This is a genomic window from Kaistella faecalis, from assembly GCF_019195395.1.
Classification (GTDB): Bacteria; Bacteroidota; Bacteroidia; order Flavobacteriales; family Weeksellaceae; genus Kaistella; species Kaistella faecalis.
Genome location: NZ_CP078067.1, coordinates 844,174 through 864,924, shown reverse-complemented (window position 1 = coordinate 864,924; position 20,751 = coordinate 844,174). Strand labels below are relative to the sequence as shown.

Annotated in this window: 18 protein-coding genes, 1 tRNA gene and 1 riboswitch; of the genes, 9 read left to right on the top strand and 10 right to left on the bottom strand. The window is 39.2% G+C overall.

The features are described 5' to 3' along the window. Window positions 1-13: 13 nt before the first annotated feature. From clpX to KTV93_RS04070, 5 genes are all read left to right on the top strand, one after another. Complete coding sequence (gene clpX / locus KTV93_RS04090) at window positions 14-1,195, top strand: ATP-dependent Clp protease ATP-binding subunit ClpX (RefSeq protein WP_218250050.1); 1,182 nt, start codon at window positions 14-16, stop codon at window positions 1,193-1,195. Window positions 1,196-1,285: 90 nt separating this feature from the next. Next, complete coding sequence (locus KTV93_RS04085; RefSeq protein WP_218250049.1) at window positions 1,286-3,271, top strand: T9SS type A sorting domain-containing protein; 1,986 nt, start codon at window positions 1,286-1,288, stop codon at window positions 3,269-3,271. A gap of 15 nt (window positions 3,272-3,286) precedes the next feature. Then, entirely contained in the window at window positions 3,287-3,499 is a 213-nt protein-coding gene (locus KTV93_RS04080) for a signal peptidase (protein WP_230259204.1), read from the top strand. Window positions 3,500-3,561: 62 nt separating this feature from the next. Then, complete coding sequence (locus KTV93_RS04075) at window positions 3,562-4,845, top strand: peroxiredoxin family protein (protein ID WP_218250048.1); 1,284 nt, start codon at window positions 3,562-3,564, stop codon at window positions 4,843-4,845. A 45-nt stretch (window positions 4,846-4,890) separates the two neighbouring features. Then, window positions 4,891-4,964 (top strand) — tRNA-Met (locus KTV93_RS04070). A gap of 287 nt (window positions 4,965-5,251) precedes the next feature. On the opposite strand, the gene KTV93_RS04065 is transcribed toward KTV93_RS04070, so the two are convergent. From KTV93_RS04065 to KTV93_RS04050, 4 genes are all read right to left on the bottom strand, one after another. After that, window positions 5,252-6,208 (bottom strand): DUF3810 domain-containing protein, encoded by a 957-nt coding sequence (locus tag KTV93_RS04065; RefSeq protein WP_230259224.1) that lies wholly within the window; start codon window positions 6,206-6,208, stop codon window positions 5,252-5,254. 103 nt (window positions 6,209-6,311) lie between these two features. Then, window positions 6,312-7,760: an MFS transporter gene (locus tag KTV93_RS04060; RefSeq protein WP_218250046.1), complete on the bottom strand. Its 1,449-nt coding sequence runs from the start codon at window positions 7,758-7,760 to the stop codon at window positions 6,312-6,314. A gap of 40 nt (window positions 7,761-7,800) precedes the next feature. Continuing rightward, on the bottom strand, window positions 7,801-8,526 hold the full coding sequence (locus KTV93_RS04055; protein ID WP_218250045.1) for a lysophospholipid acyltransferase family protein: 726 nt from the start codon (window positions 8,524-8,526) through the stop codon (window positions 7,801-7,803). A 50-nt stretch (window positions 8,527-8,576) separates the two neighbouring features. Next, a complete protein-coding gene (locus tag KTV93_RS04050; protein WP_218250044.1) occupies window positions 8,577-9,035 on the bottom strand; it encodes a GtrA family protein in 459 nt (152 codons plus the stop codon). A gap of 218 nt (window positions 9,036-9,253) precedes the next feature. Here KTV93_RS04050 and KTV93_RS04045 point away from each other — a divergent pair, with 218 nt between their 5' ends. Both KTV93_RS04045 and KTV93_RS04040 read left to right on the top strand, forming a co-directional pair. Further along, window positions 9,254-9,505 (top strand): hypothetical protein, encoded by a 252-nt coding sequence (locus KTV93_RS04045; RefSeq protein WP_218250043.1) that lies wholly within the window; start codon window positions 9,254-9,256, stop codon window positions 9,503-9,505. Between the two features lie 78 nt (window positions 9,506-9,583). Further along, window positions 9,584-11,002, top strand: coding sequence for a CCA tRNA nucleotidyltransferase (locus tag KTV93_RS04040; protein WP_218250042.1), 1,419 nt, complete (start codon window positions 9,584-9,586; stop codon window positions 11,000-11,002). 68 nt (window positions 11,003-11,070) lie between these two features. Here the strand turns inward: KTV93_RS04040 and KTV93_RS04035 are convergent, their stop codons facing one another. Further along, window positions 11,071-12,984, bottom strand: coding sequence for a TonB-dependent receptor plug domain-containing protein (locus KTV93_RS04035; RefSeq protein WP_218250041.1), 1,914 nt, complete (start codon window positions 12,982-12,984; stop codon window positions 11,071-11,073). A gap of 101 nt (window positions 12,985-13,085) precedes the next feature. Next, window positions 13,086-13,264, bottom strand: a riboswitch (cobalamin riboswitch). Further along, the gene (gene ppk1, locus KTV93_RS04030) at window positions 13,255-15,324 is read right to left on the bottom strand and encodes a polyphosphate kinase 1 (protein WP_218250040.1); all 2,070 of its coding nucleotides are present in this window, start codon (window positions 15,322-15,324) and stop codon (window positions 13,255-13,257) included. Its footprint overlaps the riboswitch before it by 10 nt. Before the next feature lie 107 nt (window positions 15,325-15,431). Between ppk1 and KTV93_RS04025 the strand changes: the two genes are divergently transcribed. Both KTV93_RS04025 and KTV93_RS04020 read left to right on the top strand, forming a co-directional pair. Further along, a complete protein-coding gene (locus KTV93_RS04025; protein WP_088469813.1) occupies window positions 15,432-16,028 on the top strand; it encodes a Crp/Fnr family transcriptional regulator in 597 nt (198 codons plus the stop codon). After that, window positions 16,028-17,242: a hypothetical protein gene (locus KTV93_RS04020; protein ID WP_218250039.1), complete on the top strand. Its 1,215-nt coding sequence runs from the start codon at window positions 16,028-16,030 to the stop codon at window positions 17,240-17,242. The genes KTV93_RS04025 and KTV93_RS04020 overlap by 1 nt, the downstream gene beginning before the upstream one ends. A gap of 86 nt (window positions 17,243-17,328) precedes the next feature. Here the strand turns inward: KTV93_RS04020 and KTV93_RS04015 are convergent, their stop codons facing one another. The 4 genes from KTV93_RS04015 to KTV93_RS04000 all read right to left on the bottom strand — a co-directional run bounded on the left by KTV93_RS04015 (window position 17,329) and on the right by KTV93_RS04000 (window position 20,749). Then, window positions 17,329-17,880 (bottom strand): fasciclin domain-containing protein, encoded by a 552-nt coding sequence (locus KTV93_RS04015; protein WP_218250038.1) that lies wholly within the window; start codon window positions 17,878-17,880, stop codon window positions 17,329-17,331. Window positions 17,881-17,999: 119 nt separating this feature from the next. Next, window positions 18,000-18,767 carry an ABC transporter permease subunit gene (locus KTV93_RS04010; protein ID WP_218250037.1) on the bottom strand — a complete coding sequence of 256 codons (768 nt, stop codon included), beginning with the start codon at window positions 18,765-18,767 and terminating at the stop codon, window positions 18,000-18,002. After that, window positions 18,764-19,477 (bottom strand): ABC transporter ATP-binding protein, encoded by a 714-nt coding sequence (locus KTV93_RS04005; RefSeq protein ID WP_218250036.1) that lies wholly within the window; start codon window positions 19,475-19,477, stop codon window positions 18,764-18,766. The genes KTV93_RS04010 and KTV93_RS04005 overlap by 4 nt, the downstream gene beginning before the upstream one ends. Before the next feature lie 45 nt (window positions 19,478-19,522). After that, window positions 19,523-20,749, bottom strand: a complete 1,227-nt coding sequence (locus KTV93_RS04000; protein WP_218250035.1) for a nitrous oxide reductase family maturation protein NosD — start codon at window positions 20,747-20,749, stop codon at window positions 19,523-19,525. Window positions 20,750-20,751: the final 2 nt, after the last annotated feature.

The window sequence follows — 20,751 nt, the reverse complement described above, 5'->3', positions numbered from 1 at the left end:
CTATATCAAATATATGAATTCTAACCAGTGTTCCTTCTGTGGAAAAAAGCGAAACGAAGTACAAATGCTTATTTCCGGTAATGAGGGTTTTATCTGTGAAAACTGTATCGAACAGGCACATGCAATCATTGCAGAAAATACAGTGTCTTCAGGTTTTTCAGCAGCTGAAAGTATTGCTGAATTAAAAAAACCGAAGGAAATAAAAGGTTTTCTCGACCAGTACGTAATTGGACAGGATCAGGCAAAAAAACAGCTTTCTATCGCTGTTTATAACCATTATAAAAGACTTTTGCACGCGAAGGACGAAAACCGGGAAGTAGAAATCGAAAAGTCCAACATCATCATGATTGGGGAAACAGGCACCGGCAAAACGCTTTTGGCAAAAACAATTGCAAAAGAATTAAATGTCCCGTTCTGTATTGTGGATGCTACAATTCTTACGGAAGCCGGATACGTTGGAGAAGATGTGGAAAGCATACTTTCACGCCTGCTGATGGTGGCTGATTACGATGTGGAAAAAGCGGAAAAAGGAATCGTTTTTATTGATGAGATAGATAAGATTGCAAGAAAGTCTGATAATCCCAGCATTACCAGAGACGTTTCCGGCGAAGGCGTACAGCAGGGCTTGTTGAAACTTTTAGAAGGCAGTATTGTAAATGTGCCGCCACAGGGAGGGAGGAAACATCCCGATCAAAAATACATCCAGGTTAATACCCAGAATATTCTGTTTATTGCAGGCGGAGCTTTTGATGGAATAAAAGAAATCATAGAAAGACGGCTCAATAAGCAGGCGATCGGCTTCAGTGCAGAAAAGCTGAACAAAACAGAAGATGAGGATTATATTTTAAGCCAAATCAATGCGATAGATCTGCGTAAATTCGGACTGATCCCAGAGCTTTTGGGTAGATTTCCTATAGTTACTTATCTGGAAAAACTTACCAAAGAAACAATGATCAGAATTATGAAAGAACCTAAAAATTCTATTATTAATCAGTTTGTAGAATTGTTTAAGATGGATGGAGTAGATTTGAAATTTACGGATGAAGCAATTGAGGCAATCGTGGAAGAAACGATGGAAAAAGGTCTTGGCGCACGTGGTTTAAGGGGAGCAACTGAGAAGGTTTTAGAAGATTTCATGTTTAATATTGAAGCGCAGGACAAGATTATTCTGTCAAAAGATAATATTAAATTTTAAGATTTTAAGCCATTTCTTTTGAATTAAAAAATTAATTAATATCTTTGTTTGTGAATAGTCATTTATTTGCAAAACACAAACACACATACGATGAGAAGAAATCTATTTGCTATAGCGCTGTTAGCGTTAAGTTTACCATTTACCGCGCAGGTTCTGGTCCATGTAGATCCAACGGGAGTTTTTTACGTTGGAGAAAATGCTCTTGTTTACAACGGGGGCGGTTTACAGACTAAAGGAAGCGGTATCTTGGACGTAAGGGGAAATGTCATGGTTCAAGGCGCTGCCACCGATGTATTAAAAACATTGGATAATGCTGGAACTGGTGATAAAACCGACGGAGGTAATATTATCCTGAGGTTGAATGATCCTGCAAACCACTCAGCTGCCGTTAATCCATCTACCTACGGGCAGTTATTTATCTCGGGATTAACGCAGGGCAGTGTTTCAGCAGTAGTTGATAAAGAATACCGTACTGCGAAACATGGTACCTATCAGCAAATTGCGCTACCTTTTTACAATAAACAGTTGTCTTCACTTTCAGGCACTGGTATTGGTTCGTTGGGCAAAACATTTTCCAATGTTAGGTATTCACAAAATGAAATCCTAACGTGGAATAATGCCACAGCTGTTTCAGAAAACCTGAATATTTCTTTATTGACCCCTAAAAACACAACCTATTATATGCTTGGCTCTAATGGGTTTGACTCTGGTAATCCACCGGCGCTTATGCCTGCAAATTCTCCTGCACCTAATGGCTCTGTATATACCTTGAGGGGTGTTCCCTATACTAATGGCGTAACGGAAAAATTAATTAATGCTGCCAACGGGGTGAATTTTGGATCAACCGGAAACGCAGTAAATTCTTACAACGAACGTTATAATTCTTATCTTCAGGATGACTGGGATTATCCGGTAGCACCAACCAATCCATGGTCGGTTTCCACTTTCGGACGGAATATTTATCAGTTTGGTAACCCATATCTAACTAATTTAGACTTGGGTTTAGTTGGTATAACTGAATCCGGTGCTGTTACAGACAATAATGCGATATCATCTATTCAGGGTATCCGTTACGATCCGGGAACCGTGGTTTCTCTTTCCAGCGGAACCTTCTCCAGTGGAGCTAAATATGTTAATTTTACCGCAGGAAATCCCGTTCCAGTAGGCGACGTAGGTTTGGTTATTAAACCTATGCAAACCTTTGTAATTAAACTAAGAGATAACAACGCGGAGGTTGGTACCAATAAAACTTTAAGTTTTGATAATTTAAGAAGATTTAAAGCGACTCCCAGACCTAACGGAACTGGTTATTCAGTAAATGCCAGACCTGGAGAAAATGCAGCTACAGTGAAGCAACTTGGAGTTATTGCTTTAAGTGAAGACGGCACGGAGCTGGCGAGAACATATTATGCTGTATATCCTACAGCGGTTACCGGTCACACTTCACAACCAACAACGCAATCAATTTTAGGAGGCCAGAATATTATTGGCACTTTTGAGGAAAATGCAGTGAATGGGGGATATGATATGAACTATATTAATTCTTACTGGTTATATATCAACGAAGCAAATGAGACTGACTTTTTTGGTAAAGCGATTCCTTTGGCGTTATATAATAATGCGATTAAATCATTAAAATTTGAAATAAGAGAGAACACCGAGCTTGTGGAAAATGGTACTCATCAGTTATCCACAGGCGTTGGCTTTTATTATAAAGCTCCAAATGGGGAGTCAGTAGAAATTAAGCAGAATCAGGTAATTCCTGTTACCGCAGACAAGTATAGTTTGTTTTACGGAAAACCTTCAGGCGTTTTGGGTACAGATGGAGTTGCGAAGCCTTCCCGTACGATGGTAGTTTATCATCAGTTAATTGACAATTTTGTGGTTCGTTTTGATCCTAACTGGAAAACAGCCGATATTCAAGTATATGATATGAGCGGTAAATTAATACTCGCTCAGAAAAAAGTGGCTGCTGACAAGGACTATGTATTAGATCTTGCGAAGGCAAACTCAGCATATATTGTAACCGCAGTTTCAGAAAAGGGTGAAAAAATTAGTTCGAAAATTGTCAGATAATATAAAACACAAACTATGAAACTATTTAATAAAATTTTATTCTTCCTACTCTTAGCAGTTGGGACATTTAATAAGGCTCAGGATCCGCCTAGTCCGCCTGGTGGTGGTGGTGGTGTAGGTCCGGGATCTCCAGCTTCCCCTATCGATATGTATGTTTATATATTAGCAGTGGCTGCAATCTTGCTCATGTGCTATTACCATTATAAAACACGTAAAAACATTGTATAAATAAATTGTTAAAACCATAAAAGCCCATCGGATAATTCGGTGGGTTTTTTTATATTTACCCTATGAAAAAAATTGTTGCAATCTCAGCATTGTTAGTAGTAAGTTCAATTTCTGCGCAATTCAAAATCAATATTGACGCGCCCGCCAGTTTTAATCCTAAAGAAGTTTATTTGTATACGCTAAACGGCTCAAAAGATCTCCTCAGTACCAAAGAGGTCAGAAAGGGAAACGGATGGCAAATTAGCGTGACAAAACCGTATACGGGAATGATGAAGCTGTATTTCCCCGAAGGAAATATTTCTATCAATTTTATTGCTGAAAACAAAGATGTGAAACTTAAATTTGATGCTGCGGGCACCAAGATTTCAAACATTGAGTACCTCGATGAAAGCAATGCTACGATGAACAGTATTCAGGATGTACAGCAAAAGAAGGAATATATCTTACCGGCATTGGTTCAGATTAAAGATTATTACAAGGCAGATACTCCCTTCAGAAAATCGCTGGACACCGAAATATCCCGTCTTTCTTCCGATACGCAGGGAATCAGCAAATATCCTTTCGTTAGCTATTACAACAGCAACTACACCAAGTTCGTTGAAAAGAATCCTTCAAAAAAACCGGTTACGCATGATGAAATAATTGACTTTCTTGTAAAATCTAACGATATGCTGGAAACCTCTTCTTTAATGAGACCTGTTCTACTGGCATATCTGAACGTAGGACCAAGTACCAGCGTTTCCAATGATATCGATAAACTGCTGAAAGCAGTAAACACCGAAACACCGCGAGGACAGACGGTTTTATCTGAACTGATTGAGATTTTCGATGTGTACGAGATGAAGGATCTTAAGGATAAATATCTTGCTGAAGCAACTAATCTTAAATGTACCATTAATGATAGATTAGCTTCTACAATTGCGACGAATAGGAATACAGAAATTGGTGCCAAATTCCAGGATTATGAATTCAATAAACCAACAAATACTGCAGCAAAATCAATTTCAGCTGTAAAAGCAGATAAAAAGATTGTTGTTTTCTGGGCTTCTACCTGCTCTCATTGTGAAGCGGAACTACCTAAACTTATAGAAAAATACAACGCAATGAAGGCGCAGAAGATTGAAGTCATTGCATTCTCGCTGGATACCGAAAAAGCGGCTTACGACAACAAGGTGAAGAGTTTACCTTGGATTAATGATACAGAGCTTAAAGGGTGGTACAGCAGTTACGCAGATACCTATAATGTTCGTGCAACACCAACATACTTCGTATTGGATACGGAAAATAAGATTATTGCCAAGCCAGATCACGCGGCAGACGTAATTTCTTATTTAAAGTTAAATTAATTTTTGCTACGTTGCAAAATATTTTTATCTTTGCACCACTTTAGCGGCGAGGTAGCTCAGTTGGTTAGAGCGCAGGATTCATAACCCTGAGGTCACGGGTTCAATTCCCGTCTTCGCTACAAGAAAGCTCAACTTAGGTTGGGCTTTTTTTATGTTCCTATTTGATTGCAAATGTAGCTTGAATAGGGGAGTTCTAAGTGTATTCAAAAGTTATCATTCAGGATAATGATTGCATTAACAAATACGATTATCTGATTTATGTCAGTTTCGTAGATTATATTTGGCCAGTTAAAAGATAATTGGTAATTTTACGCCGTCTTAATGAGGATGCAAATCTTTATTCAGGCATAAATTTTTTTTCATCATTTGTGTTTTTAGAATCGTATCGCAAGATGCGATTCTTTTTTTAGTGATTAGCACTTGGATTTCTCTCAAAGCGCACCATTAAATCAACAAAATACGAATACGTAATACTGCCTTCTTGCCTGTTGCTTTTGAGAAAAAGATCATTGGTAAACCCAAAGAAATCCTCCATAATACCTTTATGATCCTGCACGAATTTTTTTTCTGCTGCACGGTCTCTTTTCATACCAAGCGAGTAATTACTGATGGTCTGGCGCACAAAATGGGGATTTTTTTCGGCTAAACTGTTTAGCAGGGATTTTAGTACAAAATAATATGTACTGTATCGTAACTCAGGATTTGTCGAGTCTTTTCCAATTAAGAAAGCAATGAAATTTGCCTCCTGTTCTCTTGCATAGCCCATTTGATGAGCGCTTTCGTGTGCCAATGTAAATGGCAGATAGGTTGAAGGAAGTTCAGGGTTGTATTGTGCCTCGGCAGTGAATGGATTATAATAACCCAATATACCGGAATAACTCATTACACCTCGAAACAGACTTGGTTTGAATGAACTGATGTGCGAGGGTTTTGTAGGCTCCAGAAAGACTGGGAGGCGTTCCTGACGACTTAGAATCTCTGTCTTAACCCGTGTGATATCCCTGAGTTTAAAAACACCTTTATGATCTTCTTCAACTGACAATCTTGCCTGTCTGCTCAGTTCGAGATACTTTATGGTTAATGCTTTGGTTTCTTCGAGAGTTATTTCATTTTCCGGAAGTTTGTCGATGATGGGCTCCTGAAAATACAGCATTCCCCAAAATATCTGATAAGTAAAATAAAGGATATTTAACAAGATGAGTAATTTCAAAAAATAAGAATTACGTGTGTTTTTATTTACAATTCTTATCAACAAAATAATTAAGACAATTGCCAGTAAAATATAAACTGCATCACCTATAGAATAGGGAACTGCAGCAAAAAATTTCTGATGGATACGCTGCTGAAAGTCAAAAAACTGCACAAAAAACTCTAGGACCGGACCGATTTTAGAAGCTATAAAGAACAAAAGAAATTGGGCAAGTAAAGTACCTGCCCAAAATCTTTTTTTTGTGATATATTTTCTTTTAGTGTCCACCTTCGCTTTTTACATGATCAAGTTCAATCCCTTGTTCTTTAAGGATTTTAGTAACTCTTAGTGCATAAAATACCAGGTAAGCAAAACACAAAATACCAACAATGTAACTGAAGTGTATATTGGTCATATCAGCAAGCATTCCCTGAATCCACGAAATAATTCCGCCACCCATAATCATCATAATTAGATATCCGGAACCCTGATTGGTGTGTTTTCCAAGACCGTTGATCGCCAGTGCAAATATACAAGGCCAGAGTGTGGAGCAGAAAAGTCCTACACTGGTGAATGCGTAAACAGAAGTCATTCCTGAAGTCATCATTCCGATAGCAATTGCAAGAATTCCCATCGACGAGAAAATGAGAAGCATCCTGGCGGGGTTACCCTTGCTTAATATGTCGCAGACAATCATTACCAGGATGATAACGCCGTAGATATAAAAATGGGATAGGTCATGTTTCGCAATAGCATTAACAAGAAGGAATACACCGAAAGCAAGATATGGCGCGAGGAATCTTAAAATTTTCTTGAAACCTGCAGTTATATCAAATGCATCCACCGCACCGGTCCAACGGCCAATCATTAGAGATGCCCAGTAAAGGGATACATAAGGTGCAATGTCTTTAGTCGAAAATCCAAGGGATTTTTCCATATATGCCGGCAAATTACTGGCTGTAGAAACCTCTACGCCAACATATACAAATATTGCAATCATCCCTAAAACAAGTTGCGGATACTTCAGGGCAGAATCACGGTGATGTCCTGCAACAGCGTCATCAGTATCCTCTGTGATTGTAGGGGTGATCTTCGGAAGTGAAGAGAATTTCAGAAGAAGTGCTACAAGTACAAATGCTACACCCAGAATTAAATACGGGGTTTTTACAGATTCAATACTCGCTTCGGTATTTGCCGCAGATGCAGAACCAAAGATGGCAAATGAAACGATCAGCGGACCAATTGTTGTACCGAAATTATTAATACCTCCAGCCATCGTTAAACGTTGGGAACCGGTCTCGGTAGGTCCAATTTCAATAGCCAGCGGATTCGCCACAATTTGCTGCAGTGAGAATCCAAGACCAACAATGAACAATCCTGAAATCATCAGGGGAAAAGAACCCATATTAGCGGCAGGATAAAAAAGCAATGTTCCCGCAGCAGAAATTAAAAGTCCTAAAATTAAACCGTTTTTGTAGCCAATTTTATTCACCACGTCCTGCTTTATCGCTTTCGATATAAACATGTAAATCAGTGAGCCTACTGTATAAGCAACATAAAATGCTACCGATACCAGCTGGCTTTGGCTTTGGGAGAGATTAAAGGCTTTTTTGAATACCGGGATCAAAATATCGTTGCTGGCTGCAACAAATCCCCAGAAGAAAAACACAGTTACCAAAGGCACGAACTGGCCCCAATTGGTCTTTTTAGAATAGTTTGTCGACATGTATAATGATTCTTTAAAACAAATATAACTATTTATTTTCTCAAATTGAGTTTTCCAAAATCTTTTTTATGGTCGTGTGGGAAGTTGTTTTCATCTCAGCAGCCGTTTGATCTGGACTTATTATATCACTGAGATAAATTCTTACTTTTCCCGGATGTCCTTTGGAGTGATCAAACGGAAACATTTCTTTAAGTCCTACGAAAGTGAAAACAACAAGCGGAGAGTGGTGCTTCGAAGCTAGGGTAAACGCCCCATCCTTGAAACTGTCAAGTATAACAGAGGTGTCATCGGGAACACCTCCCTCAGGAAAAATCACGATACTCTGGCCTTCCTCCATACGCTCGGCGCACCGGCGGTAGACATCGGCGCGGCTTCTTGCTGAACTGCGGTCTACCATTACACAGATTCTTTTATAGATAATCCCAAAAACCGGGATTTTAACAAGTTCCTTTTTACCGACATAACACAACGGGTGATCGGGCATCAGAATACACGGTAACATCACATCCATTATCGAAGTGTGATTAGAGATAAAAACATATTGAGTGTTTTTATCGATCTCTTTGTCTGTAAGTTTGATAAGTTCGTACCGGAATCCCATGCCGTAAAACATGCCGTAACACCATATTCGGATAAATATATAGGCGTATTTATAATGTTCTTTGCGTATGGAAAACAGCAATACTGGAATCCCCAGGGTTATAGTAAGTACAGCTCCAAGTACAATCATCCAGCCGCGCCAGATATAATTAAGGACTTTTGTCATTCGTTGAATTGCTTTTCAGGCTTAATTTTTATCTCGTCGAACATCATTTTCTACCCGTTAAAAATAAAATTTTTCTTCACAGTATAATTCAGAATAGAAACCAACAGAATTGCCGAAATTTTACTCAGCATCTCCTGACTGAAAACAAAAAATCCGACATCGAAATGATGGGAGAAAATGTATCGGAAAAAGATCTGAAAAAAGGTTAAACTTACAATCGTAGATAAAAATGAGACGCCCATAAAGTAAGCAAATTCCCTTTTTTTAGAATGTTTCCCCCTGGCGAAAACAAACCAGATGCTCAGAAAATAATTCGTAATGATTCCGCAGCCTGTAGAAAAAATATTGCTGAGCGGAAAATGGATTCCGTGGTAATTATACTCTTCAGCGTAAAGCATCGGAATATAAACACTGAAAATTTTGAAAGAACCGATCTCCATTATTGCGCTTAAGCCGCCAGCAATAATGAAAAATACAACCTGTTTCTGTTTCAGTAAAAGTTCCTTCATAAAAAAACGTATCCGCAAATTTATAACTATATGTTAAACAATTAGAAATCTTGTTAAAATATTTTTTTGTTTCAATTTTATAATTAATTTTAATCATTGAAAGAGCGCGATGATCTGATAAATTTTTCATTTTTTAAAAGGTTGAGGAATGTTTTTTTTATCTTAATGTACCGATTTGATTTACTTTTTACACCCGATCACCTAAATTAAAGCATTCCATGAATCCACTAAGAGCCTACAGAAAATTTAACCCTCAGAAGCAAAAAATCGAGGAATTAGAGCAGAAAAGTCCGCGTTTCAAAAGAATTTATTCCGAGTATGAATCCATGAGTGATGATTTGTGGGATTTGGAAAATACAGACGCTTCTAATATTCCGGATGATTTCCTGGAAGCAATAAAACTTCAGACCGAATATCTCGAGGAAGAAATTGACCACTGGCTTTTGGACGAAACCAAAAGCGTACAATAAAAAATATAAACCTGTAGAAATACAGGTTTTTCTATTTGCTTATCTTTGCAAAAATTTTCCGGATCCGGATTTCCTGTTATGCTGATCAATCTTACTCAAAATAAAAATTTCAAACTTTTTAAACTTATTTCTGAAGTTGCAGAAAACAATAACCAGTCGGTTTTTATCGTAGGTGGTTATGTGCGCGATTTGCTCATGAAAAGGCAGGCGCCAACCGATATTGATTTTGTTACAGAGGGAAGCGGAATCAATCTTGCAAAAGCCGTTGCCAAAGAAATAAACCCAAAACTTACTGTTTCAGTTTTTAAAAATTACGGGACGGCCATGTTTAAACATCAGGGCCTAGATTTAGAATTTGTTGGTGCCCGAAAGGAAAGCTACGCAGAAGATTCGCGCAAACCGTCTGTAGAAACCGGAACGTTGGAAGATGACCAAAAACGCCGCGATTTCACCATCAACGCACTTGCAATTTCTTTAAATAAATCAAACTTCGGAGAGCTTATCGATCCTTTTGCCGGAATTTCAGATATTGAAAATAAAATTATCCGAACTCCTCTTGAGCCCAGCCAGACGTATTCCGACGATCCTTTGCGAATGATGCGGGCCATCCGTTTTGCCTCTACATTAAATTTCAATATTGAAGAAGCGTCCCTGAAATCAATACAGACGGAAGCAGAAAGGATTAAAATTGTTTCCATGGAGAGAATCATGGTTGAATTTAATAAGATTATACTTTCCGAAAAACCTTCTGTAGGCTTGAAACTTTTGGAAGAAACCGGACTTCTGGCTTTAATTATACCGGAATTAACTGCGCTGAAGGGAATTGAAGAAGTAGAAGGCCAAACTCACAAAGACAATTTTTGGCACACGCTCGAAGTTGTTGATAATATTTCGAAAAACACTGATAATCTTTGGCTTCGGTGGGCCGCTTTGCTCCACGATATCGGGAAGGCACCGACCAAAAAGTTTGTTGAAGGCACCGGCTGGACATTTCATGGGCACGAATTTCTCGGTTCCAAAATGGTGAAAAGTCTCTTTCATCGGCTGAAACTCCCTTTAGGCAGCGATATGAAATATGTGCAGAAACTCGTGAGGCTTTCTTCCAGACCGATTTCGCTTATTGATGACGGAACTTCCGATTCAGCATTGCGCAGACTTCTCTTCGATTCCGGCGTGGATCTGGAAGACCTGTTCACATTGTGTAAAGCCGATATCACCACAAAAAACTCTTCAAAACAGTCGCGATTCAAGAAAAATTTTGAGTATGTCGCTGTGAAAATTAAGGAAGTGGAGGAAAAAGATCAGGTTCGGAATTTTCAGCCGCCCATTTCCGGCGAAGAAATCATGGAGCTCTTTAACCTGAAACCGGGCCGCGAGATTGGAATTTTAAAGGAAAAAGTGAAGGAAGCGATTCTGGAAGGCGAAATTCCCAACGATAAAGCCGAAGCCAGAAATTTTGTGATCAAAGAAGCCGAATTATTGGGCCTCAAAATATAAGAAACTCAAAAGTTAAAAACCCTTTTCAAAACTAATTGAAAAGGGTTTTTTATGAAAAAAAATGATATTTAAAACTGATAGTTAACCCCTACGGTATAGTTTCTCGGCTTTGTGGTATATCCGATTACGTCTACATAAGAAGTGTTGAACAGATTACCGACATTAAAATAAGCCTCTAGATTTGAACTGATTTTCTGATTGATATTGAGGGCAAAAAGATTAAAACTTTCGAGTTCGACATTATCTACGGAAAAAGTAGCGGAATTATAAAAAGAATCCATTCTTTTTGAAACGTACTGATGGCTCAGATTTACCCGTGTAGATTTGAAAGGAAGCACTTCAACAAAAGAATTAATTCGCTGTTTGGGCTGTCTCAGCATCGTTTCCTCTTTTTCTTTTTCCACATAACTGAAATTTCCGCCGAAATTAAACATCTCATTCAGTTTATACTTCAGTCCCAGATCAAAACCCTTCACTTTATTTTCACCCACATTGCGGAATTGTCCGGCATACGTCGTGAAATCTACGGTTTCGTATGCGAAAGCATTTTCTTCTTTACGCTGGAAAAGACTTGCATTGAAAACAATACTCCGGTCTTTTTTACCCAAACTTAGGTCGATTTCGTGTGAAGAATTGGTTTCCGGCTCCAACTCAAAATTAGGTAAAACGTAAGGCAGCGATCCATAGGTCTGATAAAGCGTTGGTGCAATAAACGCTGTGGAATAAGAATATCCGAGTTTGAAATAAAGCGTTTCAAGTTCTTTAAGAACGTACGGATTCAGACTGTAAACCCAGTGATTTCCGAACTTGGAATGATCAGTCATTCTTGCTCCTGCGTCAAGATTCAGAAAATCATATTTCAGATTAACATTGGCAAAAGCATCGAAGCTTTTAAGTTTGGTTTTTTTCTTATTTAAATCTTCCTGCATTTCGGTTCCTCCCCATGGAAGCGATTTTGCCCCCATTTTTTGATTCTCGAACTGGATACCTGCTGTAAAACTGATGTTTTCGGATATCGAGTAGTGGTTGTAAAGTTCACTGAAGAAATTCTGTCCCGAATAGGAAAAATCGTCCTGATATTTGCTGGCAACTAAACTCTGTCCTAACTTTTCATTGCCTGAATATCGTGTGTTGAATGTAAGTTTACCTTTATTATATTTAAAATTTGCATTTCCGCCAATATAACTCATTTTGTCATCTGAGCGGTATTCACCGTCGGTAAAAGCGCCGCCGTCGTAATGGAAGAGGTGATGATTCCAGCCTCCGTTGATGTTAATATTGAATTGGTCGGTAGTAAACCCAAGATTGGCGTTAACTGCCTGTTTCTCAAAACCATCTTTCTCGAAATTTTCCCCTTCAGCGGAAGAAAGTCCCTGAGATTTTTCATTAAAACCTGTAACCTGATAATTAAACTGGTTTAGTTTTCCTTTAACCAAAGCGTTTTGTGCGAAAGTGGAAAAAGAGCCGGCTCTCGCTCCCAGGATCCCTTCTACCTTCTTTGTGGCGGTTTTCTTTGTTTTGATGTTGATAACAGAAACAGTTGCATTGCTGCCGTATAAAACGGATGAAGCGCCGTTCAGGATTTCAATGCTTTCTACATTTTCTACCGCCATCAGCCGCAGGTCGGAAACATTATAATCGTTTCCGGTAACATCTTTCAGAGGAATTCCGTCGACTAAAATAAGTACATTTGCACTTTTTCCGCCATTAATCTTCATGGCTTTGGGCTCCTGGCTGTTGTTGTGGTTTCCTACAATCTGAAAACCTGAAATCTGGTTCAGCACGTCAGATAAATCCTGACCTTTGTGTTTTTCCAGATCTTGCGCTGAAATAAGCTGTACGTTTTTTCCGGTTTTGTAAAGCTGCTGTGGGGTTTTAGAAGCGATCGTAACTTCTTCAATTTGGGTTTCGTTTTCCTGTTGGGCAAAAATGTCTGAACTTACGACAAGCATTGCTCCAACAAAAATTAATCTTTTTTTCATTAAAAAATTAAATTAGGTTAAAGGTTTACTTATCGGAAAAAATGCAGGGAAAATAGCTGAACAGAACATTCAGCAATTCACGACTCTTCCTCCGAAAGCGTTAATAAATCTTACTTTCGGCAAGGTCTCCTGACTTTCACAATGTTTCACCTTCCCGTTTCCAGTGGTTTGTTCGAAACAATTTTTTGCTGTGATTTACAGTTGCGGGGACAGTTCACGGATTACACGTGATTCCCTTTTCCAAAAGTGCTGCAAAGGTAACGAAATAAACTAAGATTTAATCCCCAGATTTTTTAAATAATGGTAAGTTTCGACCTGGGAACGGATTTCCTGACCGCCGGCTTTTACATATTCGTTTCTAAGTTTCTTATCGAGAATACGTGCTTTTACATTATCACTGAGCTGAATTTCCAGCATATCTTTAATCTCTTTCTTCAGGTTTTTCTGGGTTATTTTTGCGGCGGCTTCGATGCGGTAATCCAGGTTTCGCGTCATCCAGTCGGCAGAGGAAATATAGGTGTCTTCATTTCCCTTATTGTAAAAATACATTACCCGGGCATGTTCCAGATATTCATCTACAATGCTGATGGCCTGAATTTTTTTCTTGAAATCCTTTTGATTCACGGCGCAATAAATCCCGCGGATAATGAGTTTACAGGTCACGCCGGCATGTGCGGCTTCGTAAACTTTAAGAATTAATGCGCGGTCGCTCAGCGAATTTGCCTTGATGATCATTTCTGCTTTCCGGCCTGCCTTGGCTTCGTCAATTTCCTTATCGATGTGCTGCATGATTTTCTCGCGCATAAATTGCGGACAGAGAATGAGTTTTTTGCAGGATTTCAGAGCGGGAAGAATTTCTTCTTTCGGTTTTCTCAAAACATTGAAAACCTTATTGATGTCGGCCATAATTCCCCTGTCGGAAGTCATGAGCAAATGATCGCCGTAAATCTTTGCAGTCTTCTCGTTGAAATTTCCTGTACTCACAAAACCATACTGCACGGTCTTATTTTGAGCTCTTTTCTTGATGATACAGAGTTTCGCGTGAACTTTTTTATTCGGAATTCCGAAAAGCACTTTCACTCCTTCCTGTTCCAGAATCTCTTTCCATTCCAGGTTGCTTTCCTCATCGAATCTTGCCCGTAACTCCAGCATTACCGTCACTTCTTTTCCGTTTCTTACAGCGTTAATAAGTGCATTCACAATCTTGGATTGGCTTGCGAGCCGGTAAGCAGTAATCTGTATAGATTTCACCTCGGGATCCATCGCCGATTCACGAAGCAGATCGATAACAGGTGTATAACGGTGATAGGGAAAAGTAAGCAGAACATCGGTTTTCTGTATCACATCGGTGACACGCTTTCCGACAAATTCTGCGTGGTCGAATGAATTCCGTTCGTCGGGTTTCTGATACATTTTAAAAACATCGGGAAAATCCATAAAATGGCGGAAATTATGAATTTTACCTCCGGGGATGATGCTGTCTTTCTTGCTTAAATTCAGTTTTCTGATCAGAAATTCCAGCAGTGCCTTATCGATTTCTTTGTCGAATACAAACCGCGTCGGCTTTCCTTTACGCCTTGATTTAATTCCTTTTTCAATTTTTTCGGCGAGCGTCGTTTTAATGTCGTTGTCAAGATCAAATTCGGCGTCTTTCGTCACCTTGAAACAGTGCGCCACAAAATCATCATAGCCGAAATAAGAAAAAATATGCGGAAGATTAAAGATGATGACATCTTCCAGAAGCATCACGTTTTTTTCAGATTTATCCTCAGAAGGCAGGAGTACAAAACGGCCCACAGCTCGCGAGGGAATCTCGATAATTGCGAATTTGCTTTCATACTGCCACGTTTTTTTCCTCATGGCCACGCCCAGATACAGCGATTTGTCCCTAAGATAAGGCATGGGCGAATTCTCATTCAGCAAAATCGGTATTACATTGCTTTCAACCACTTCATCGAAATATTCGTTAACGAATTTTTCCTGTGCGGGCGAAAGATTCCTGGCGGTCTTTATGAAAATCTTCTGCTCCGCCATTTCGACCTGAATTTTCTTCCAGGTTTTGTCGAAATTCTGTTGCTGTTTAATGGCGATTTCGTTGATCTGCTGCAGGATTTTGGTGGGTGGCTGATAAAAAGATTCTGTAATGAATTTATCTTTAAAATCCATAGCGCGCTTTAAACCCGCAACACGCACGCGGAAAAACTCATCAAGATTGTTTGAAAAGATGCCCATGAAACGGATGCGCAGGTGAAGCGGAACTTTTTCGTCCATCGCTTCCTGCAAAACGCGCTCATTGAATGAAAGCCAGGTAACATCTCTCGGATTAAACTGATTCGCCATAAAACTTACTGTATTTTCCTCAAAAATAGGTAATTTTCGCTCACTTTTACCGGTCTTACCGTAGGCAGAATGATAAATTTTCGTTAAATTTGAGACAAACTTTGCCTATGTTTACACGAGAAATTTTGTTAAAAAACAAGGTTCCTGTCATTTATCTTAAAAAAAGGGACACCCTTTTCCGGGAGGATCAAATCGCAATCAATCTTTATTATCTGACTGAAGGTGAAGTAAAGATTTACAATACCGATTCTGACGGGAAAGAGTTCCTGATCAATAAAGTGAATGACCACCAGTTTCTCGGTGAACCGCCGTTTCTGCTTGCAGAACGATATCCCGCGAATGCAGTAATTGCAAGCGAAAGTGCTGAGGTTTTCAGTTTTAATCAGAGTCTTTTTAAAAAATTCATGCTAGATAATCCTGAGGTTCACTATGAGTTTACTAAGGAAATTGCCAAAAAAGCATATGAAAAAACCTTAAGATTAAAATCGATCGTACACCAGTGCCCACACGAAAGGATCATCAATTTTCTTAAAATCCACAAAAGAACCATGGGTATTGAACCCGGCGAAAAGACCATTATAGATGTGACCCGAAAAGAAATGGCTAACTCTACCGGACTGGCGATTGAAACGGTAATCCGAACGGTAAAAAAAATGGAACGGGAAGATAAAATACAACTCATAAACCATAAAATTTATTATTAATGCAGCGCACGTTCTGGCTTAGATTTTCAGTTTTCAATTTTTTTCTGGTGGCGCTTTTGGGTGTCATCATGCGTTATAAAATCCTGTATTCATTTCCCTTTCTGGATCAGAAACATTTGCAGGAAGCACATTCCCATTTCGCCTTTTACGGCTGGATCACCAATGTTCTTTATGTACTGATCGTAAATTATATAGGTAAAGTGAATCCGTTGGTTCAGCTAAAAAAGTATGAATATTTAATCATGATTAACCTGGCTGCGTCTTTTGCGATGTTGGGGGCATTTATGTACGGCGGGTATTTTTGGGCTTCGATTGCAGCTTCTACTGCGGCATTGCTTACCAGTTTCGTATTTTGTTATTTCTTTGTGAAGGACGCACGCAAAATTCAGGATGCTTCTAAAATCTGGTTTTTGGCAGGATTATTTTTTGCTGTAATCTCTTCGGTGGGAGTTTTCAACTTAGCGTATATGATGAGTTCAAAAAATATCAGTCAGGATATTTATCTGGCCTCGGAGTATTATTTTCTGCATTTTCAGTACAATGGCTTCTTTATATTTTCCTGCATCGGACTTTTGCTCTATTCTTTGAAGGAAGCCGGTTCTCCTATTTCTGAAAAAAGCAACAGACTGATGTTCTGGCTGATGTTTTTCGGTTGTCTGGTAGGAGTTGGATTATCTGTTCTCTGGATGAAACTGCCTGTATCCATCTTTGCACTCATCGTTTTGACAACAATAGGACAAACTGCCAGTGCGGTAATGCTTTTCGGGTTTGTGAGGAAAAGCTGGACTAATCTGGTTCTTAAGTGGTCAGCCATGCAGAGATTTGTTTTGATTTATGTTGGATTTGCCTTCGCCGTTAAAATTGCCCTGCAGCTGGGTTCAAATATTCCGGCACTCAACCAGTTTGCTTTCGGGTTCCGGAATGTGGTAATTGCTTACCTCCATTTGGTTTTGCTGATGTGTATTGCGACATTTCTGCTGAATCAAATCCTTGCAACCAATTATTTTACGGTGACGAAAACACTTTTATTGGGTCTTAAAATGTTCCTGCTCGGCATTTTCCTGAATGAACTGATGCTTGGGCTTATGGGCATTTTCTCGATAAAATATATTTCAATTCCCTATGCGAACCATTTCCTGCTCTATTTTTCGCTTCTGATATTTATTGCGCTGGGAATTATATTGCTTAATATGAAAACCAGAAAGCTTAATTAACAGTTTAGGTTTTTGCCAATAAAAAATGGCTGTCAAAATAATTTGGCAGCCATTCCTACAATTAAATTTAACAAACTTAGATTTATTTATTCCGGAAGCAGAACTTCATCGATCGCGTACACAATTCCGTTTGAAGCGGGTACAGTAGCTACGATTTTCGCTTTTCCGTTAATGACAGGCTTACCGTCTACCATTGTAATTTTTATATTTTTACCGTTTACCATTCCAAGACTCTGCCCGTCGGTCATGTTTTCTTCTTTAATTACGCCAACATAAGTGTGGTATCCTAAAATATCCGACAAAGCATCTGCCTGATCAGGTTTCAGAAGTCCATCTACAGTTCCCGCAGGAAGTTTGTCAAAGGCTGAATTCAATGGCGCAAAGACAGTGAATGGGCCAGCATTGCTTAGAGATGTGGTGAGATTTGCGGCTTTCACGGCGGTCACCAAAGTGCTTAAATCCGGATTTTTTGCTGCAAGCTGAACTACAGTGGGGTTGGAGTCATCGTCCAGAACAGCTTCCTGTCCCTGACCTACCGCTTCCGTGGTTGTAGCAGAATCTGTCGCGATGGTTTCATTTTTCTTGCACGAAACAAGTGCAAAACCAACCATTGCCAGAATGATAATCGATTTTTTCATTGCTTAATTTTTATTAAAAGTACTCACAACCCAATGAATTATAGTATGACTGCAGTCATATACAACGATTTGAATGCGTGATATTTATCACCCTTCTTTGGGTTGGTGAAGGGGACTTCTTACAAGTCTTTTTTATTGAACTTGATCAGTGAGAGTACAAAAGGAACTGTTGCCCAAATCCACAGGATCAGCATTGAGATTCCCATTCCGCCGCCAGATCCGAATACTTTTTGAAATACTGCACCCGAGTAACCCAGCATTGCTGATATATCAAGCTGAAGAAGTACGAAAATACGTGATAATCCAACCGGATTGAGGCCTGCAAGTGTTGCCATAATTCCTTCGATCGGATATTCTGCAAACTGAAACATTAGGACAAGCAGAATTCCGTCGTAAATAATACTGAAAAACATCCAGATGAAAATAGAAATTCCGATTCCTTTTGCCCGGTCGCGGCTGATAATGGCTGAAAGCATGGCAAAAGAAGTAAAAATTACAGATAACAGTAGACCGATAATAATCAGTGAAAAACCGGTTTCAATAGAAGAGTAGAGCAGAATCGGAATCCCGCATCCCAAGAGGAATGCCAAAACGAGCGCTGCAGATAGTCCCACAAAAATATTAAACCAAACCTTCACCCGGGGCACAGGCTGACTCAGCAAGAGTTCTATAAACTGGCTGCTGTTGTAAACATATATCGTAGAAAAAATAATGCTTACCAATGGAACTACGAGAAGCACAACATTGAGAAGACTAAGTGTAGCTTTGGTATAATTGCTCTCCAAACCCAGAACTGACCAGGAAATAATGAAAAGCAGAATGGTGTAGAAAATGACAATTTTGTTTTTTAAAATATCAAAAAGGATAAAGCGTGCGATCTTGTTCATTTTTTCATTTCTTTTAGGATGCTGATGATTGATTCTGATATTTTCTCTGATTTTCTTTCGTTCATCAGATCTTCTACGGACTGCTGTACAATGATTTTGCCTTCGTTCATAAAAACAATTTCGCTCACAATATCATCAAGTTCACTAAGCAGATGCGAGGTAATGATGATAAGTTTGCCTTTGTTTTTTTCCTTGATGATTTTATTCTTAAGGATTTCTGAGGCCAGCGGATCCAGACCTGCTGTCGGTTCGTCAAGAATAATGACTTTAGGATCGAACATGAAAGCGAGTACAGCACTTACTTTTTGGGTAGTTCCGCCGGAGAGCGTCCCCATTTTCTTATCGTACAGCTTTTCCAGCTCGAAATTTTCGAGCAGTTCAGTATCCAGATGAGATTCGGAAACTTTACGGGTGTCCTTAATCATTTTAATGGTCTGTTCGATGCTCATGTTCTCAGGATAACGCCCGATCTGTGGCATATAACCGATGTCTTTGCGGTAAAGATAGTCGTCTTTCACGCTTTTTCCGTCGACCAGAATATCACCGGTTTCTACCACATTCAGACCCAGAATGGATTTTATCAGCGTGGTTTTTCCGCAGCCGTTAGGGCCGATAAGTGCAATGGATTTACTGTTGGTAAAGGACAGATTCAAATTATCCAGAGCAGTAAATCTGCCGAATTTTTTAGTTAAATTTTTTACTTCTATCATAGTAAGAGGGAGGAGGATTGCAGTTAAATAAACACAATGCTTGTTCTAAATGCTGACTCTTTTCATTAAGGGTTGCTCATCTACAAAATTCACCGGGGTGAGACTGGGAATTATTTTTTCGGTTTTATCAAGCAGATCTACAAAGAATGTTTTAAAAAGCAGCATGATTGAAGGATTATTCTCGACCAGTAAAGAATATAAACTCAAAGGGTGAAAAGGTACATCGCCGATTTTGTCTTTATCCATATCGTAGCCTTCGTATTTATCCCAGAAATTCTTTTTAAAATCGTTCATCGTCATCGATCCGCTCGTGCTTACATCAAAAGTATTATTGATGAAATTATTATTTATCACGCGGTTTTCCATACAGTTGGAGTTAATTTTCATGCCCCAGCCATTATCTTCGAAGTCATTTTTGAAGAGGTCGATTTTCGTAGCGCCATCCAGAAAAATTGCTGTGGTGTTACTTTGGAATCTGTTGTGTTTGATTTTACTGAAACTGATGTCTTTCAAAAGCAAACCGTAATTCGCGTCGCCCCAGTTGTTGATGAAATTGTTGGCGACCATTCCCACGTTATTGCTGTACATTACCGCTACACCCGCATTATTGTTATCGAAGGTATTGCCTACATATACATCATCATTAGAGGACATGAAGTGCAGGCCATATCTTAGATTTTTTTTAGAGTAATTGCGGTAAATGTATGATTTAATGACTTTTTCGAGGTAAATGCCGTCTTTATGACCTTCTATATAATTGTTCTTGATCCAGATTTCCTCGCTTACCCAGGCGTGGATTCCGTCACCAATACCTTCCTGTGAAGTTGCCCGCGTAGATGTGATTTTATTATTGCGGATCATGCAGCGGTAACCGCGTTGTACGTAGATGCCGAAATAGTTGTTTTCGAAGATATTGTTTTCGATGGTGGAATAATGGCTGTCGTAAAGTCTCACCGCACCGATGTTTTTAATTTCGTCTTCACCGGAATTGATGATTCGGAATCCTTTCAGCAGGATATTGTTCGCGCGGAAGGAGAGGATTTCATACTTCATCTCACCATCCAGAACCGGCCTGCCGATACCGATAAGTGATAAAGGATGCGTAATGCTGATGTTGCCTTCTTTGTAAACCCCGCTTTCCACTAAAATACTGTCGCCACTTTTTGATGCGGCGACAGCTTCTTTTATAGTTTTAAACTGTTCGTTTTTTCCCACTTTCAGAATATTCGAAAATATGAGCACAGGAAAAAACAGAAACATTAATCTGAACATAA

What these genes read in the sequence shown, in the direction of transcription:
- clpX (WP_218250050.1), top strand. Translation starts at nt 14, where the DNA reads ATGAATTCTAACCAGTGTTCCTTCTGTGGAAAAAAGCGAAACGAAGTA.
- KTV93_RS04085 (WP_218250049.1), top strand. Translation starts at nt 1,286, where the DNA reads ATGAGAAGAAATCTATTTGCTATAGCGCTGTTAGCGTTAAGTTTACCA.
- KTV93_RS04080 (WP_230259204.1), top strand. Translation starts at nt 3,287, where the DNA reads ATGAAACTATTTAATAAAATTTTATTCTTCCTACTCTTAGCAGTTGGG.
- KTV93_RS04075 (WP_218250048.1), top strand. Translation starts at nt 3,562, where the DNA reads ATGAAAAAAATTGTTGCAATCTCAGCATTGTTAGTAGTAAGTTCAATT.
- KTV93_RS04060 (WP_218250046.1), bottom strand. Translation starts at nt 7,760, where the DNA reads ATGTCGACAAACTATTCTAAAAAGACCAATTGGGGCCAGTTCGTGCCT.
- KTV93_RS04055 (WP_218250045.1), bottom strand. Translation starts at nt 8,526, where the DNA reads ATGACAAAAGTCCTTAATTATATCTGGCGCGGCTGGATGATTGTACTT.
- KTV93_RS04050 (WP_218250044.1), bottom strand. Translation starts at nt 9,035, where the DNA reads ATGAAGGAACTTTTACTGAAACAGAAACAGGTTGTATTTTTCATTATT.
- KTV93_RS04045 (WP_218250043.1), top strand. Translation starts at nt 9,254, where the DNA reads ATGAATCCACTAAGAGCCTACAGAAAATTTAACCCTCAGAAGCAAAAA.
- KTV93_RS04040 (WP_218250042.1), top strand. Translation starts at nt 9,584, where the DNA reads ATGCTGATCAATCTTACTCAAAATAAAAATTTCAAACTTTTTAAACTT.
- KTV93_RS04035 (WP_218250041.1), bottom strand. Translation starts at nt 12,984, where the DNA reads ATGAAAAAAAGATTAATTTTTGTTGGAGCAATGCTTGTCGTAAGTTCA.
- ppk1 (WP_218250040.1), bottom strand. Translation starts at nt 15,324, where the DNA reads ATGGCGAATCAGTTTAATCCGAGAGATGTTACCTGGCTTTCATTCAAT.
- KTV93_RS04025 (WP_088469813.1), top strand. Translation starts at nt 15,432, where the DNA reads ATGTTTACACGAGAAATTTTGTTAAAAAACAAGGTTCCTGTCATTTAT.
- KTV93_RS04020 (WP_218250039.1), top strand. Translation starts at nt 16,028, where the DNA reads ATGCAGCGCACGTTCTGGCTTAGATTTTCAGTTTTCAATTTTTTTCTG.
- KTV93_RS04015 (WP_218250038.1), bottom strand. Translation starts at nt 17,880, where the DNA reads ATGAAAAAATCGATTATCATTCTGGCAATGGTTGGTTTTGCACTTGTT.
- KTV93_RS04010 (WP_218250037.1), bottom strand. Translation starts at nt 18,767, where the DNA reads ATGAACAAGATCGCACGCTTTATCCTTTTTGATATTTTAAAAAACAAA.
- KTV93_RS04005 (WP_218250036.1), bottom strand. Translation starts at nt 19,477, where the DNA reads ATGATAGAAGTAAAAAATTTAACTAAAAAATTCGGCAGATTTACTGCT.
- KTV93_RS04000 (WP_218250035.1), bottom strand. Translation starts at nt 20,749, where the DNA reads ATGTTCAGATTAATGTTTCTGTTTTTTCCTGTGCTCATATTTTCGAAT.